This is a genomic window from Mesorhizobium sp. CO1-1-7 (assembly GCF_020164885.1).
Lineage (GTDB): Bacteria > Pseudomonadota > Alphaproteobacteria > Rhizobiales > Rhizobiaceae > Mesorhizobium > Mesorhizobium australicum.
On sequence record NZ_JAIUHA010000007.1, the window covers coordinates 44,716 to 60,996 of the forward strand.

12 protein-coding genes are annotated in these 16,281 nt (G+C 63.5%); 4 read left to right on the top strand and 8 right to left on the bottom strand.

Annotated features, from left to right (window positions below):
- Positions 1–219: 219 nt before the first annotated feature.
- From LB516_RS16320 to LB516_RS16345, 6 genes are all read right to left on the bottom strand, one after another.
- The gene (locus tag LB516_RS16320; protein ID WP_224719991.1) at positions 220–990 is read right to left on the bottom strand and encodes an SDR family NAD(P)-dependent oxidoreductase; all 771 of its coding nucleotides are present in this window, start codon (positions 988–990) and stop codon (positions 220–222) included.
- A gap of 30 nt (positions 991–1,020) precedes the next feature.
- Positions 1,021–2,016: an ABC transporter permease gene (locus LB516_RS16325; protein WP_140617016.1), complete on the bottom strand. Its 996-nt coding sequence runs from the start codon at positions 2,014–2,016 to the stop codon at positions 1,021–1,023.
- A 116-nt stretch (positions 2,017–2,132) separates the two neighbouring features.
- The gene (locus LB516_RS16330) at positions 2,133–3,173 is read right to left on the bottom strand and encodes a sugar ABC transporter substrate-binding protein (protein WP_015318183.1); all 1,041 of its coding nucleotides are present in this window, start codon (positions 3,171–3,173) and stop codon (positions 2,133–2,135) included.
- A 39-nt stretch (positions 3,174–3,212) separates the two neighbouring features.
- Complete coding sequence (locus LB516_RS16335; RefSeq protein ID WP_135864119.1) at positions 3,213–3,977, bottom strand: ATP-binding cassette domain-containing protein; 765 nt, start codon at positions 3,975–3,977, stop codon at positions 3,213–3,215.
- Complete coding sequence (locus tag LB516_RS16340) at positions 3,974–5,140, bottom strand: ROK family transcriptional regulator (protein ID WP_224719993.1); 1,167 nt, start codon at positions 5,138–5,140, stop codon at positions 3,974–3,976. The genes LB516_RS16335 and LB516_RS16340 overlap by 4 nt, the downstream gene beginning before the upstream one ends.
- A gap of 194 nt (positions 5,141–5,334) precedes the next feature.
- Positions 5,335–6,639, bottom strand: a complete 1,305-nt coding sequence (locus LB516_RS16345; RefSeq protein ID WP_224719994.1) for a M23 family metallopeptidase — start codon at positions 6,637–6,639, stop codon at positions 5,335–5,337.
- 301 nt (positions 6,640–6,940) lie between these two features.
- Between LB516_RS16345 and LB516_RS16350 the strand changes: the two genes are divergently transcribed.
- Together LB516_RS16350 and LB516_RS16355 are read left to right on the top strand one after the other, a co-directional pair.
- The gene (locus tag LB516_RS16350) at positions 6,941–7,942 is read left to right on the top strand and encodes a sterol desaturase family protein (protein WP_224531438.1); all 1,002 of its coding nucleotides are present in this window, start codon (positions 6,941–6,943) and stop codon (positions 7,940–7,942) included.
- Positions 7,939–9,078 carry a GNAT family N-acetyltransferase gene (locus LB516_RS16355; RefSeq protein WP_015318178.1) on the top strand — a complete coding sequence of 380 codons (1,140 nt, stop codon included), beginning with the start codon at positions 7,939–7,941 and terminating at the stop codon, positions 9,076–9,078. The genes LB516_RS16350 and LB516_RS16355 overlap by 4 nt, the downstream gene beginning before the upstream one ends.
- A 39-nt stretch (positions 9,079–9,117) precedes the next feature.
- On the opposite strand, the gene LB516_RS16360 is transcribed toward LB516_RS16355, so the two are convergent.
- Complete coding sequence (locus LB516_RS16360) at positions 9,118–9,585, bottom strand: peroxiredoxin (RefSeq protein WP_015318177.1); 468 nt, start codon at positions 9,583–9,585, stop codon at positions 9,118–9,120.
- A 95-nt stretch (positions 9,586–9,680) separates the two neighbouring features.
- Between LB516_RS16360 and LB516_RS16365 the strand changes: the two genes are divergently transcribed.
- Positions 9,681–13,061: a DUF3971 domain-containing protein gene (locus tag LB516_RS16365; RefSeq protein WP_224682312.1), complete on the top strand. Its 3,381-nt coding sequence runs from the start codon at positions 9,681–9,683 to the stop codon at positions 13,059–13,061.
- A gap of 76 nt (positions 13,062–13,137) precedes the next feature.
- On the opposite strand, the gene tyrS is transcribed toward LB516_RS16365, so the two are convergent.
- The gene (gene tyrS, locus LB516_RS16370) at positions 13,138–14,391 is read right to left on the bottom strand and encodes a tyrosine--tRNA ligase (RefSeq protein WP_224682311.1); all 1,254 of its coding nucleotides are present in this window, start codon (positions 14,389–14,391) and stop codon (positions 13,138–13,140) included.
- 229 nt (positions 14,392–14,620) lie between these two features.
- Here tyrS and LB516_RS16375 point away from each other — a divergent pair, with 229 nt between their 5' ends.
- On the top strand, positions 14,621–16,264 hold the full coding sequence (locus tag LB516_RS16375) for an ArnT family glycosyltransferase (protein WP_015318174.1): 1,644 nt from the start codon (positions 14,621–14,623) through the stop codon (positions 16,262–16,264).
- Positions 16,265–16,281: the final 17 nt, after the last annotated feature.

The following is a 16,281-nucleotide window of genomic DNA, read 5'->3' on the forward strand; positions in this document are numbered from 1 at the left end:
AAGTGCTCTTCGGTTCAATGAACCTGAAAAGCCGAACACAGGCAGAACAACATGCCTAAAACCGCATATTGCGAAGTGCTCTTTTCCCGGATTTCCAAGGGTTTCAGTGGGGAGCCCACCGTTTACACCGAAGATGTCGGCGGTTCGAGCCCGTCATCGCCCACCATTCAAACCCACATTTCAAGTCAGCTGAGACCCGGCCGCTAGCGCAGCGCGATATCACGGCGGCACCATCCGGAAATCCTTGCCCTCCGGCAGCAACTGCCCGCCATCGACCACGATGGTCGTTCCCGTGATGTAGCTCGCATCGTCCGAGGCGAGGAACAGGAAGGCGTTGGCCACGTCGCGTGGGCTGCCGAGCCGGCCGAGCGGGATGGAATCTTCCATGTTCTTGATATAGGCGGCGCCGCGATGCTCCTGGATGGCTTCGGTGAGGATATTGCCGGGTTCGACGCCGTTGACGGTGACGCCGTAGGCGGAGAATTCCAGCGCCGCGGCGCGAATGAAGCCGTTGATGCCTGCTTTCGTCGCGGAATAGTGGCCATGGCCGGGGCTGGTGACATGCGGGCCGGTGATGGAGGAGGTGTAGAGCATGCGGCCAAAGCGCTGCGCCTTCATCGGCACCAGGGCCGCGCGGCTGGCGTTGAAGGTGCCGCGCAAATTGACCGCCATGACGCGGTCCCAGTCGTCGGCGCTGGTGTTCTCGATCAACTGCCAGGGATAGATGCCGGCATTCTGGACGATGACGTCGAGGCGGCCATGGTGTTTCAGCGAAAGCGCCACGGCGGCCTCGGCGTCGCTCATTTGCGAGATGTCGGTGCGGATGAAGGGGACGCCAAGCTCATCCGCACTTGCCCGCCCGGCCTCGGTCTCGGAGTCGGCGAGCACCAGCCTTGCACCTTCCTCGGCGAAGCGCAGCGCGATGCCCTTGCCGATGCCGCGCGCGCCGCCGACGATCAGCGCCACCTTGCCTTCCAGTCGTCCTGTCATGCGAGCCGTCCTGTCACGCCAATCCCCGTCTCACGCCAATCTTTGGCGAATGGTTTGCTTGAATGCATCGAGCAGCACGGCCGCCAGCACCAGCAGGCCATGGATGACCTGGGTGAAGTTGGCGGGCAGGCCCATCAGGTTAATCGCCGTGTTGATGGCCGAAAGCAGGAGCACGCCGGCGTACACGCCGGGCAAGGTGCCGACGCCGCCCTTCAGGCTGACGCCGCCGATAACCACGGCCGCGAAGGCGTTGAACAGAAGGCCGACGCCCAGATTGGCGGTGGCGCCCGAGGTGCGGATCGCCAGCAGCCAGCCGGCCAGCCCTGCGATGGCGCCGGCGAGTACGAAGGCGATGATCAGGTTGCGGTTCACCCGGATGCCGGCACGGAAGGTCGCGGTTTCATTGCCGCCGATCATCACCAGGTGCCTGCCGAACGGGGTCTTGGCCATGATCAGCGAAAACACGACGAAACAGGCCACCGCGATCCAGGCGGTAAGCGGCAGACCGATCAGGCGCTGGATGCCGAACCAGCGGATGGCGGGTGCCAGATCCTGCGCCGAGCGGCCGCCCGAAATGACCAGCACCAGGCCGCGCACCCAGATGTAGGAGGCGAGCGTGATGATAAAGGCGCTCATCTTGACCTTGACCACGAGATAGCCGTTGAAGGCGCCGATGAGGCCGCCGACGGCCAGCGCCAGCAGCAGCGAGACCGGAACCATCAGCCATCCCGGGTGCAACTGCACGCCGAGGCCAATGCCCGAGGAACAAAACAGGATGCCCACCGCCATGGCGCTGAGAGCGGCGACGGATTCGACCGACAGGTCCATGTGCCCGGCAATGATGACCAGCGCCAGGCCGATCGACATCACGCCGAGCACGCTCGACGCCTCGATGATGTTTGCGAAGATGCCGAGCTGGAAATAGTTCGGGATGAACAGCGAGAAGACGACCAGGACAAAAAGCAGCATGAACCAGACGAGGTTGTCGAGGACGAACTCCAGGGCGTGGCGTGTGCGAGGGTTCATGTGTCGATCCGGTTGGCGTGCGGGATCAAGGCCGCGGCAGGTTGCCTGCGTCTCGTTTCATGCGGGCAGGGCAGGGCTCCGGGCCTGGTATGGCCCGGAGCGGTCGGGCCGCCTGTCTATTCGACCGGCTTGACGGTATCCGTCGGCGGCTTCTGGTTGCCCCAGAAAGCCGGGTTGTCGACGTTTTCCTTGGTGATGGCGGCACCCGGGATCTTGATGTTGGGGCCCCAGGCTTCCTTGGTGAGGGTCGATTTCAGGCCAAGCACATCGTATTCGCCGGGCTTGATCTCTTCCTTCTTGACGACCTTGTCCATGAACATGGCGACGGCGGCGGCCTGTGCGTAAAGCGGCTGCTCGACCTCGACGTTGAGCCAGCCCTTGCGGATCAGGTCGAGGCCGACCGGTGCGCCGTTCGAGCTCATCAGCATGACGTCGCCCGGCTTCTTGCCGGCGGCCTCGAGCGAGGCGACGGCGGCGACCGACAGGTGTGCGGCATGGCTGAAGATCAGGTCGATGTCGGGATTGGCCAGCATCTGGTCGGCAACGATGGTGCCGGCGTTGCTGGCCTCCCACTGCATGGCCGGCAGCGAGATGATCTTGACGTCCGGGAACGCCTTCATCTTCTCCTCGAAACCCTTCTGGATGTCGAGCGTGTAGGGATCGCCGGGATCGCCAAGTACCTGCAGGACCTTGCCCTTCACCGAGCCGTTCTTGGCTTTCAAAAGCTTTTCGGCCTGCTCGGCGGCGACGTAGCCGATCTCGACGGTGCCCGCGACCGACGTGAAGTCGGACGGTGTCGACGTGATCTGGCGGTCGAACTCGACCACCGGAATGCCGGCCGCGCGCGCTGCCTCGATCGATGGTTTCAGCGCATTGAAATCGACGGCGGCCAGGATGATCGCCGCCGGCTTCAACGCGATGACGTCGTTCATCTGCGATTGCTGCGCGTCGGTCTTGTTGTCGGCGTTCAGCGTCTTCATCTCGTAGCCGGTCTGTTTCAGGAACAGCTCCAGCGCGCTCACCGAGCCGGTCTGGAACTCGTCGAGCAATGTCGGCACCATGTAGTAGACGATACCCTTGGACTGGGCGAATGCCGGCGTAAGCGTGGCAAAGGCCAGTGCCAGGATACCGAAGACAGCAAGAAGTATTCGCTTCATGTGGTTGGCTCCCTGTTAAGCCGGACCCCTCTTTGTCCCTCAGCCCGCCGGTCCGGCACCGGCAAGCGTCTCTCCGGTGATCATGTTGATCACCGCATCGGGACTTGTCTTGTTGCGGGCGACATCGCCCGCCACGACGCCTTGCCGGATGACCACGATCCGGTCGGCGACCTGAAAAGCCTGCTGCATGATATGGGTGATGATGACGACGCCGATGCCCTGGCTCGCCACCTGGCGGATCATGTCGAGACCGCGCCGCGTCTGCTCGACGCCAAGTGCGGCGAACGGCTCGTCGAGCAGCACCAGCTTGCCGCCCCAATGCACGAAGCGGTTCAGCTCGATGGCCTGCCGCTGGCCGCCCGAGAGATGCTCGACATTGGTGCGCAGTGAAGGAATGCGGGTCCCGGCGCTGGCCAGCGCCTTGCCGACGACGGCTTCCATGGCGCGCTCGTCGAGCACCGGAATGCCGAGAACCTTTCTGGTGATCTCGCGGCCCATGAAGAAATTGGCCACCACATCGACATTGGTGCACAGCGACAGGTCCTGGTAGACGGTCTCGATGCCCGCCGCCTTGGCTTCCGCCGGCGACCGGGCCAGGAATTCCTTGCCCTCGAACAGCATGCGGCCGGAGGTCGGTTCGAGACCGCCAGCTATGATCTTGACCAGCGTCGACTTGCCGGCGCCGTTGTCGCCGAGCAGCGCCACCACTTCGCCCTTGCCGATGGAAAAGCTGATCCCCTTCAGCGCTTCGATCGCGCCGTAGTTCTTGGTCACGTTGTCGAGCACCAGCAGGGGTTCGCTCATGCGGCAATCTCCCTGGCCGAAAGTATGTCGCGGCCGCGCTCGCGTTCGGCGGCGAACATCTGGCCGAAGCGTGGCGACAACACCCCTGAAACGGCGAGCGCCGCCGCGCCGCGCAGCACGGCATGCTGGCCGCCGCTGGCGACGATGACGCGCGGCGTCTTGCGGTCCGCGCGGGCCGAAACCGAATTGTGCAGCGGTTCGGCCGCGTCCGCCAGGCGCTCGAGCAGTTCCGATGCCGCCAGGCCGCCGAGCACGACCGTCTCTGGATCGAAGAGGTTTTCGATGATGGCGATGGTGTTGCGGAAGATCGGGCCGACTTGCGCCACCCAATCGGCGTCGCTGCCGGCCCGGCGGCCTCGCGCCTCGAGCGAGAGGTAGCGCTCGAGGCAGCCTCGGTTGCCGCAGGGGCAAAGCTCGCCATCGGGGACCACGGGAATGTGGCCGATCTCGCCCGCATTGCCCCAGGCGCCGCGCAGAACGCTGCCGTCATGCATCATCGCGCCGCCAAGCCCGACGCCGAAATAGAGATAGTAATAGTCGGAATGGCGGGCTCCGATGCCATAGAGCCGCTCGCCCATCGCGGCCGCGGCCATGTCGCTCTCGAAGAACGCCGGCAATCCTGTCGCGGTCGTCAGCCGCTCACGCAGCGCCACATGCTTCCAGCCGGTCATCGTGGTCGGGCCGACAAAGCTCATGGAGTCCACATCGAACGGGCCGGGAAGCGCCATGCCGACGCCGATGACGCGGCCGCCGGGCCGCTTGCCCGTGAGGTCGCGGACCATGGCGCCGATCTGGTCGAACGCGTGATCGGGCGTCGCGTTGGACGCTTCGCGGCGTGAACTCTCGATAACGTCGCCGCTGAGATTGATCAGCGCGGCGTCTATTCCAAGCGGCGTCAGGTGGATGCCGACGGCATAGCCGCCTTCCGGGTTGATACGCAGCGTCGCCGGTGGCAGGCCACGTCCCTTCGGCTCTTCGCGCACGGACAGGATGTAGCCCTGTTCCTCCAGTTCGCGAACGATGGTCGACACGGTCTGCACGGTGAGCCCGACGTGCCTGGCGATGTCGCCGCGTGCAATCGGGCCATGACGGCGGATGGACTCAAGCACGATGCGCCGGTTGTATGGCCGCCCGAACTCCTGATTGGTCCCCCGCAATGCCATGCCTTGCGCCCCCACCTGACGTGAGGTTCGCATCAAATATTTATTCAGTCAAATGGAATTCAAAAATAATCCGGAACGCGGGAGGAGCCGCGATCCTATGGCGGTTTACGGGGTGCGGGATACCGCATGACGAGGAGAGGTGTGCTCGACCGGGACCGACGGCTCCGGATTCAGCAAGCGAGCGGTTGATCTTCCTAGAGGTACTGGGCGACTTTCTTGCCGACGGTCAAGAAGCGCAGCGGATCGATCGCCTCGCCATTGTGGCGCACTTCATAGTGCAGATGCGGGCCGGTCGAGCGCCCGCTGCTGCCGGTCTTGCCGATGACGGTGCCGGCGTCCACTTTCTCGCCTACCGTCACGTCGATCTCGCTGAGATGTCCGTAGCGCGTGGCAAAGCCATTGCCATGGTCGATCTCGACCATGCGGCCATAGCCGCCATTCCAGCCGGCCTTGGTGACGATGCCGGGCGCGGTGACCTTGGCCGCCATGCCGATCGGTGCCCTGAAATCCATGCCCGAATGCAACGCGGCCGTGCCGAGAATGGGATCGGTGCGCACGCCGAACGGACTGGTGACGGAGTGGCCAGGGGCAGGGTTTGCAAGCGGCAACCGGCGCGCTTCCTTCTTGAGGTGATCGAGCGTATCCAGCGCCTCGTCCAGTTCCTTGACCTTGCTGTCGAAGATCATCGACGAGTCGAGCGGAATCAGCGGTCCGCCGACATCGCTTTCGTTCTTGCCGAAATCACTGTCGACCGGCAGTCCGGCCGTCTGCAGCGCCTGCTGGATGGCATCGGCGCTTTTGTAGGCATTGTCCGCGAGCGTGTTGATGCGGCTGAGCTGTTCATTCTCGATGGATTTCAGCGACTGGTTGATCGAGACGAACAGCCTGTCGGCGCGATCGGCGGCTGAGTCGCTGGGCAGCGGATCGGTGCGGGTCGACCACAAGGAGAAGGGCCTTGTGTCGGCGGTGCCGAGGTCCGCGCCCAGGCTGGCAACCGCGTAGTTCCGCGCTGGCTGGCTGATGCCGCCGGTCACCTCGGCGCGCTTGTCCGGCTTGGCGGGCGCGGCCGGATCTTCGGCGGGCACCGTTCCAACGTCACTTTCGGCGCGTTCGAGCAGTGGGCCGAGACGGCCATGCCGCTGGCTGAGCTGCGTCTGGCGCTCGAGCAATTCGCTGACTTTGGTCTCCATCAGTTGCTGGTCGAGCAACTGCCTGCTGGTGATGCGGTCGACCTGGGCGCGAAGCGCCGAAATGCGGTCCTCGTAGGCCTGCTGCATGCGCGCCTGGCGCGCCGTGGTGGCGCCGATCAGGTCGTCGCGCAGCACGAGATAGGATGTGGCCAGGAGGTAGCCGATGGCAATGGCGGCGAGTGCTGAACCGATGAATGCCGCCAGCCAGGGACGGATCGTGAAGTGCCTGATCTCGTTGCCCCGGGCGATGATGATCGTGTGCGGTTCCTTGCGCCTGCCGAAGACTGCGGACTGACCGGTTGCGTTCACGGGACCAAGCTTTCGTTACGACACCACGACCGCCTGATTACACATTATTAGGGTTAACAAAGGCTTGCCGTATCGGCAGCGCGACGCCGAATGCACGCAATGCAGGCGAGAGGTTGCATGGAAATCGCCAGCTACGGCCGCTACGTCGCGAAATCGTTGGCGAGGAGCACCAATGTTCCGCCAGCAGCGGTCAGTCACGCGCTGAGCAAGCTCCAGGTTTCTTAACTGTATTCGATTGCATTTAATTGACTCTTTTCGAGTAAAGACCTGCTGGTATTTCGGATTCACCGTGGCGGTAGGAATGCTGGACGACCTGGTTGGCAAGATCCTCGACAAGATTTCGGGCACCAGTCTGCTGGCGACCGGGCTTTTGCTGCTGACGGCCCTTGTCAGCGCGCTCGTGGCTTATTGGCGCACGGTCGAGGAGAAGAGCTGGAAGGAATTTTTCGAGTTCGTCGTCCCCCATGAGGTCATCACCCATCCCTCCGCGAAGGCCGACCTGCTGTTCTGGATCACCAGGAAGGCCCTGATGCCTTTCCTGATGCTGCCCGCCGGAATTGTCTTCGTCACGGCGGTGGGCTACGGGACCAACTGGCTGTTTTCGACACTGTTCCAGTTTCAGCCGCCTCTGATCGAGGGGCCGGCAGGACCGGTGACGGTGCTGATCTTCACCATCAGCATGCTGCTCGCCTACGACTTTTCCTATTATCTCTATCACGTCGCCCAGCATCGCTACCCCCTGCTTTGGGAATTGCACAAGGTGCATCACTCGGCCGAGGTGCTGGTCGGGATCACCAAGGACCGGGTCCATCCGCTCGACGAGTTGATGAACCGAGCCTGGGACGGGCTCATCGTGGGGCTGTGCTTCGGCATTTGGTCGCTGATTTCGCTGAACCTTGTCGAACTGACCGTCTTTGGCGTCAACGTCTATGTCATGCGGAACATCCTGATGATGGATTTCGTCAGGCACACGCATTTCAAGATCTCGTTTGGCCCGCTCAACAACTTGATCCTGTGTCCTCATTGGCACCAGCTGCATCACAGCGTCGATCCGCGCCACTACGACAAGAATTTCGGACTGCTCTTCTCGTTCTGGGACCGGCTCTTCGGAACATTGTGCGTGCCGAGGCCCGACGAGGACTTCAAGTTCGGACTGGTCGACCGCGATGTGCGCGACTACCAGTCGCTCGCCGGCCTTTATGTCATGCCGCTGAAGCGGATGTGGGGCCATGTTGCCAGGCGCATCCGGCCTGGAAAGCGACAGCCACGGACCGAGCGACCATCGGAAGGGACACGGCCATGAACGCTCCCGTCACGCTCTCCATCCCGCGGACACGCACCTTCGAAATCGTGACATCGGCGGTGCGCCTGGCCGAGATCGCACCGGCCTGGAGCGCGCTCTGGCAGCGGGCTGGCGGGCTTGTCTTCCAGCATCCCGACTGGATCGCGGCCTGGTGGCGCACCACCCCGCATCAGGAGCGGCGCGCCCTCAGGATTGGGCTTGCCTGGAACGGCGACCGGCTCGAGGGCGTGATAGCGCTCGCGACCTTCAGGCGCTCCGGCATCCGCATGCTCGAATGGGCGGCGAAGGATCACAGTGACTATGGCGACGCGCTGGTTGCACCCGACAGCGACCCGCAGGCGATCTCCCGCCTTTGGCAGCATGTCTTCGATCAGGGCGGCTTCGACCTGATCTACCTCAACCGTCTGCTGCCGGATGCCGGGGTTCATGCCCTGCTGCACCCGGCCCATGGCAAAGCGCTTCGGCCCAACCACCGCGGTGAAATCAGCTATCGTGTCACTGGTCCCTGGCAGAGTGGGGCGGAATGGTTCGAGACGTTGTCGAAAAAGGGCCGGCAGAACTATCGTCGCGGCCGCAAATTCATGGAAGAGAGCGGCGCATTGCGTTTCCGCCTCCTGGATGCGGATGACCCGCGCGAGCCGGTGCTCGAGCGGGTCGCGACGCTGAAGCGGCTCTGGCTCGTTCGGCATGGCCGCGCTTCGGATCTGTTCGATGAGGGCTCGCCGGTTCTCGCCGCGCTTATTTCCGTGCTGGCCGACCTCGGGCTGTTGCGCATTTTCGTGCTGGAGCTTGACGACACGATCATCGCGGTCTCGATCAACTTCGAGCAGCACGGCACGATGATGGCTTTCGTCACCACCTACGATCCCGAACACGAGCGCGCCTCGCCGGGTATGGTGCTGATGATGGACTATATCCAGTGGTCGCTCGACCGTGGCCTTGCCACGATTGATTTTCTCTGCGGCGGCGAGGATTTCAAGCGCCGCTTCGCCACGCAATCAGTCGCGCTGTCGTCGATGATGGGTGCGCGCGGCTTGCGCGGTCATCTCGCCGCACTGGCCGATCATGTGGACCATGTTTCGAAGTCCTGGAAGACCCGGCGGCAGCCGAAAGCCGACGCGGTGCCTGACGAATAGCGCCACGATCGTCGTTTGCGTCGTGTGCTTTGGCGACGCTCAAAGCGCGCGAACGGCTTCCAGAACGGCCTCGGCATGGCCCTTGACCCGGACCTTGCGCCAGATCTTGGCGATCCGTCCGTCACGGCCGATCAAGAATGTCGCGCGCTCGACGCCCATGTATTTGCGGCCATACATCGATTTCTCGACCCACAGGCGGTAGGCCTCGATCACCTTGCGCTCCTCGTCGGCGGCAAGATCGATGGTTAGATCGTATTTCGATTTGAACTTGTCGTGTTTCTTGGCGCTGTCGGGCGACAGGCCGATGACGACAGCGCCGGCCTTCTCAAATTCCGGCTTCAGCCGCGAGAAGCTGATCGCCTCTTGCGTGCAGCTTGTCGTGTCATCCTGAGGATAGAAATAGAGCACGACTGGCTTGCCGGCGGATGCGGCCAGGCTGAGCGATCCGCCGCCGTCCCGCGGCAGATCGAATTGCGGCGCGGGATCGCCTACTTCGAGGTCAGCCATATCGATGCCCTTGTTTGAGGTTACGCGCGAAGCCACACCGATATAGTGTCGACCGGGGATTCGTCCACGAGCGAGTTTGTACAACGGAAGATTGCGTGGATCAGGAGCAACCGCAGCACGAGAAGATCCGGTTCAGGCGGGACGAAATCACCGACCTGGGGGCCCTGCCGTCCGCGTGCCGCGTCCCGCCTCTTGGCCAGGCGGCGATCGGCCGCGGCTTTCGCATCCTTTCGCGAGTGTTTGCCGGCGTGGTCGCGTTCATGCTGCTGGCCGCGACGGCGGTCTATCTCATCGGCCTTTCCGGCATTGGTTCTGACCGGCTGCGCGTCGAGGCGGAGAGCGCCATCGAGAGGCTGGCGGGCGTCGACGTCAATGTCGCTGTCGGGCCCGCCCGCATCACGCTCGACAGTTCGAGCTTCGTGGCGCTGCAGGTGAGCGATGTCAGCCTGAAGACATCGGACGGCAAACCCATGGCCGATGCCGGGCGTGTGCGCTTCGGCATCCGCCTGGTGCCGCTTTTGTGGGGCGAGGTGCGGCTGACCAGCGCCAGGATCTCCGATGCTCGCATCGTCATGGCGGCGATGCCGTCCGGCGGCGACTGGACGGCGGCACTGCGCAACGAGAACGGCCTCGTCGATCCGGAGAAGCTGTCGGACGCGGTGTTCGGCTACATCCATCGTGCGCTCGACGCCGTGCGGGAAGATTCGATGCGCCGGATCGATCTCAGCAATGTCGAGTTCGTGTTGCCCGACGCTGGATCGATCAAGCTGGTCAAGATCGCCGACGCCACCGTGGTTCAGTCGGGGCCGGGCGGCATGGAGTTCACCTCCGACGCGGACGTCGACGGCAGGACAGTCACCGTTGTAGCTTCCGCCACCCGTAACATCGCGGCGCATCGGGTGACGGCGTTGGATGCCAGCATCAATCTGGCGGATGCCGGCGCCACCGCTGCCGGTTCCGGCAAGCTTGGTGCCGTCGCGCTGAAGTTGACAGGATCGGAGGGGTCAGGTGCCACCGCATCACGCTTGACCGCCGCCCTTTCGTCCACCGGGTCCGTGCTGGATCTTGGCACACGCGGGCTGCTGCCGGCGGATGCCGATGTCAATGCGACGCTTGTCTATGGCTCCAACAAGATCCAGGTGGACAGGCTGCTCTTGAAAACCGGCAGGTCTTCATTCGATTTCGGCGGCTCGATCGGGCCAAAACCAGCAACCGGGGTGGCTGGTGAGGAACCCTCCTACCGTTACGATCTGACCAGCGACGGTTCGACCCTGGCGCCATCGGAATCGCCTGAGCCCGCGCTGATGTTCCTGGCGCGCATCGCCGGCGTCTACCAGCCGCAAAGCCATAAACTGGTGGCCGAGCAGATCGCGGTTCGGTCCGCCGGGAGCAGCGAGGTGCTTGGGACCGCGGCTGTGGAATTCGTCGAGGGCAAGGCTCCCGGGGTCAATCTGGCGCTCAACATCCATGACATGCCGGTCTCGCACGTCAAACAGCTGTGGCCGTGGTTTTCGGCGCGCAATGCGCGGCTCTGGGTGCTGAACAATCTGTTCGGCGGCCGCGTGGTCGACGCCAGCCTCCAGTTCCAGGTGGTGCCGGATCGCCTCGGCAATGGCGTGCCGCTTTCCGCCGACGAGGTCTTCGGCCGTTTCCAGATCGAAGGCGCGCGTTTCGACACTGCCGGCCGCATCCCACCGATCCGCGACGCGGTGGGCGTGGTCGGATTCCACGGCAACGACGTCGACGTTTCCTTGTCGTCGGGCACCGTCTTCATGCCGAGTGGCCGCACGGTGGCGGCCAGCAACGGCACGCTGACGGTCAAGGCCGCCAACCGTCCGCCGGTCATCGGCGCACTCGACATCGATGTCGAGGGGGAGGCGCCGGCCGTCGCCGAGCTTGCCTCCTACGAACCGATCAACGCCATGCGCCATGTCGGCATCCTGCCTGAGGATCTTTCCGGCAGCGTCACCGGCCACGTCAAGGCGGACATTCCGCTGCAGTCGGGCGTCGATACGGCGAAGCTCGATTGGCTGGTGTCGCTCGACTACACCGGCCTGTCCCTGGCCAAGCCGTTCGAGGGGCAGGCCGTGACGGACGCGGACGGCTCGATCACGGTCGACCCGCAAAAGGCTGTCATTTCGGCCAAGGCATCGCTGAACGGCATTCCGGCCGAACTCGATCTCGTCGAGCCGTTGACGGATGACGGGCCGGCGCGCAGTCGCAAAGTCGCCCTTGTGCTCGACGACAAGATCCGCGCCGCCGCCATGCCCGGCCTGACGCCGCTGCTTGGTGGAACGGTGAAGGTCGCGATCGACAAGAGCGGCAGCGGCAACCAGAACGTTTCGGTCGACCTGACCAATGCCAGGCTGGACATTCCCTGGGCCGGCTGGAGCAAGGGGGCGGGGGTTCCCGCCAGCGCCACCTTCGTCATGACCAAGGCCGGCGACACCACGACGTTGTCCGACTTCGACCTCGGTGGCAAGACATTCTCCATCGATGGCGGCATCGTGCTGGTCAACGGCGCGCTGTCGTCGGCCAAGTTCAGCAGGGTCACCCTGAACCGGGGCGATGATGTTTCCGTGTCGGTGAAGCGATCGGGCAAGGGCTATGCGGTCGGCATCAATGGCAATGCGCTTGATGCTCGTTCGTTGATCAAGCAGTTCACGTCCGATGTGGACACCGCGACCAAAACGACAGGAACAGACAATATTTCAGTCAGTGCGGACGTCAATCAGCTCACCGGTTTCCACGACGAGCAACTCTCCAACCTGAAGCTCGACTACAGTGCGGCCGGTTCGCGGGTGAACGGACTGAAGGTCAGCGCGACGGCGAGTTCGGGTGCCGCCATCGCCATCAGCAACACCACCGGCGACGGCAGGCGTTCGCTCAATGTGCAGTCGGCGGACGCCGGCGCCATCCTGCGGTTCCTCAACATCTATGAGCACATGGAAGGCGGATCGATCACGCTGGCGCTGACCGGGGCCAACGACGGGCCGATGAAGGGCAAGGTCGACACCAGCAACTTCTTCATCGTCAACGAACCCAAGCTCGCCTCCATCGTCTCGACCACGCCGGCCGGCGACAGCCGCAGCCTCAACCAGGCGGTGAAGGGCAAGCTCGACACGTCGCGGGTGAAGTTCGAGCGCGGCTATGCCGAAATCGACAAGGGCAGCGGCTATCTCCGGCTGACCAATGGCGTGCTGCGCGGCCCGCGCATCGGCACGACCTTCCAGGGCATCCTCTACGACCAGAACAACAATATGGATATGACCGGCACCTTCATGCCGGCCTATGGCCTCAACCGCATCTTTGGCGAACTGCCCATCGTCGGCGCGCTTCTGGGCAACGGCCGCGACCGCGGCCTGATCGGCGTCACCTACCGCCTCAGGGGCAATGCCAACAAGCCGGTGCTCGACGTCAATCCGCTGTCGGTGATCGCGCCGGGGATATTCAGGTCGATCTTCGAGTACCGCTAGAGCGAAACGGTTTTCCGCCCGGAATTGCCTCAAGACACATAGTTGGAGCCGTTTCCGGGAAACGGCTCCAAGGGCCTTAGGCCGGCCTGACCAGGATGTGTTTTTTCCTGCCCAATGAAAGCTTTATGACGTTTTCCGGACTCAAATCCTGAAGCGTCACCAGTCGGCGGTCGTCGCTGACCGGCTGGTCGTTCAGGCGCACGGCGCCGCCCTGGATGTGCCGCCGTGCCTCGCCATTGGATGATGCCAGCCCGGCGCTGACCAATAGCGACAGGATGCCGACACCGGCTTCGAGCGCGGCCTTGTCCGCCTCGACGGTCGGCAAAGTGTCGGCGAGAGCGCCTTCCTCGAAAGTCTTTCGCGCCGTCTCGCTGGCCTGTTCGGCGGCAGCGCGGCCATGCAGATGGGCGGTAATCTCGGTCGCGAGAATCTTCTTTGCCTCGTTGATCTCGGAGCCGCCCAGCCGCTCGAGCCGTGCGACCTCGTCCAGCGGCAATGTGGTGTAGAGTTTCAGGAACCGGGCAACGTCGGCATCCTCGGTGTTGCGCCAGTACTGCCAGAACTCGTAAGGGCTCAGCATCTGCGGATCGAGCCAGACCGCCCCCGACGCCGACTTGCCCATCTTGGCGCCGGACGAGGTGGTGAGCAGCGGCGTGGTCAGCGCATAGAGTTGGGCATCTTCCATACGGCGGCCGAGATCGATGCCGTTGATGATGTTGCCCCATTGGTCGGAGCCGCCCATCTGCAGGCGGCAGCCGAGGCGCTTGTAGAGTTCGACGAAATCATAGGCCTGCAGGATCATGTAGTTGAATTCGAGGAACGAAAGCGATTGCTCGCGATCGAGCCGCAACTTGACGGAATCGAACGCAAGCATGCGGTTGACGGAAAAGTGCCGGCCGACATCGCGCAGGAAATTGACGTAGTTGATCTCCATCAGCCAGTCGGCATTGTTGACCATGACCGCGTCGTTCGGGCCACTACCGAATTTGAGGTAGGGCATGAAGTTGCGGCGGATGCCGGCAAGATTGTCGTCGATGTCTTGCGGCGTCAGCAGCTTGCGCGCCTCGTCCTTGAAGGAGGGGTCGCCGATCATCGAGGTACCGCCGCCCATCAGCGCGATCGGCCGATGGCCGGTCTGCTGCAGCCAGTGCAGCATCATGATCTGGATCAGCGAGCCGGCATGCAGGCTCCTGGCTGTGGCGTCGAAGCCGATATAGGCCGTCACCGTCTCCTTGGCGAAGAGTTGATCGAGACCGGCATCATCCGAGGTCTGGTGGATGAAACCGCGCTCGCTCATCGTGCGCAGGAAATCGGATTTGAAGGCAGGCATGGTTTTTTCCCGAAAGCGTGTGCCCGTCCAGCGCGGGCATATGTGAACGCGCGCGTTTAGCACCCAAGCGCGATCAGCAAAAGTGGAATCCGGTTTTGCGGCCGGCGCGGATGGCATTTGCGAATCCTTGCCTCATCCATGCCGCTGGCGTAATGAGGCGCCGCGCAAGGGCAGCGCCCGCACGCCGCGACGGGGTCGTCCCGCAGATCAGATCCGGAAAGCTCCCGCGATGAACAGAAACTACCTCTTCCTCTTTCTGTTCAGCTTGGTGATGAGTTTCAGCGGCTTGGCGAGCCTTCCGCCGATCGACCGCGACGAGTCCCGCTTTGTCCAGGCGACCAAGCAGATGGTCGAAACCGGCGACTATATCGACATCCGCTTCCAGGATGTCTCGCGCTACAAGAAGCCGATCGGCATCTACTGGCTGCAATCGGCTGCCGTCGCATTGAGCGGCGAGGGCGCGGCCGCACCGATCTGGGTGTACCGCCTTGTCTCGATGCTCGGAATCGCGCTCGCTGTCCTGGGCATCGGCTGGACGGGCACAAAATTGTTCGGCGCCAATGCCGGCCTTGCCGCCGGCCTGATGATGGCGGCGATCTTCGCAACCGCGTTCGAGGGACGCGACGCCAAAACCGACGCCATGCTTCTGGCCTGTTGCGTGGCCGCGCAGGGCGCGCTGGCGCAAGTCTACCTGGCGTCGCGCCGCAACGAGCCGGTGGCCGGCCATCTGCCGTGGATATTCTGGTTCGCGCAAGGCGTCGGGATCCTCATCAAGGGGCCCGTGGCCCCGCTTCTGTCACTGCTGACGGCGGCCGCGCTGTTTGCTTTCGAACGCGACTGGCGCTGGCTTTTGAAGCTGAAGCTCGTGCGCGGCGTCGCGCTCGTTTTGCTCATCGTGCTGCCCTGGGTCGCTTTTATCGGCTGGAAGAGCGGCGGCGCCTTTTTTCAGGAAGCCGTCGGCAAGGATATGCTGAACAAGGTCGCGTCGGGAGAGGAATCGCACGGCCTGCCGCCTGGCTTCTACATGCTAACCTATTCGCTGTTCATGTGGCCGTTCGGCCTGATCGCGGTCGGCGCCGGCCTGCAGGCCCTCAATCGTGTGCGCGACGATTTCAGGCTGCGCTTTTGCCTGGCATGGTACATTCCGTTCTGGCTGGTGTTCGAACTCATCCCGACCAAACTGCCGCATTACGTCCTGCCGGCCTATCCCGGCATGGCGCTGCTGATCGGCTGGCTGCTGACGTTGTCGCCGCAGGACGCCAATGCGCCGCTCAAGCGCTGGCAGCAGTGGTTGTGGTGGTCGACCGCGTTCGGTCTGGTGGTGGTCAGCCTCGGGCTGGCCGCGGTTTGTATCGGGGCACCGATCTACCTTACGCACAGTTTCTCCTGGTGGAGCATTCCTGCGGCAGCGTCAGCGCTGGGCGCCGGTTATCTCGCATTCTCCAGGCAGTTGCAGGTGCCGCTGCCTCGCATTGGAGCCACCGCCGCCTGCGCGGGCATCACCTATGCCTTGCTGTTCGGGGTCATCGCGCCGTCGCTGAAGCCGATGTGGCTGAGCCCGGCGATCAGGCAAGCCGTGCTTGCCAACCAGGCATGCGACACAACGGTGCTGGCCTCGGCGCGGTATCAGGAGCCGAGCCTGGTGTTTCTGGTCGGCACGAAAACGGTGCTGACCGATGTCGGAGGCGTGGCGGAGCACCTGCTCGCCGATCCTGCCTGTGCCTTGGGGCTGGCCCCGATCGGGGATGAGCAGAAGCTGAATGGCATGCTGTCGGTGCGAGGCAAATCGGTGAACCGCGTCGCTGAAATCGATGGCCTCAACTATTCGTCGGGAGACAAACTGTCGCTCGGCCTTTATCGTGTGGCCCAATGACGGCTGGGTCGATGACA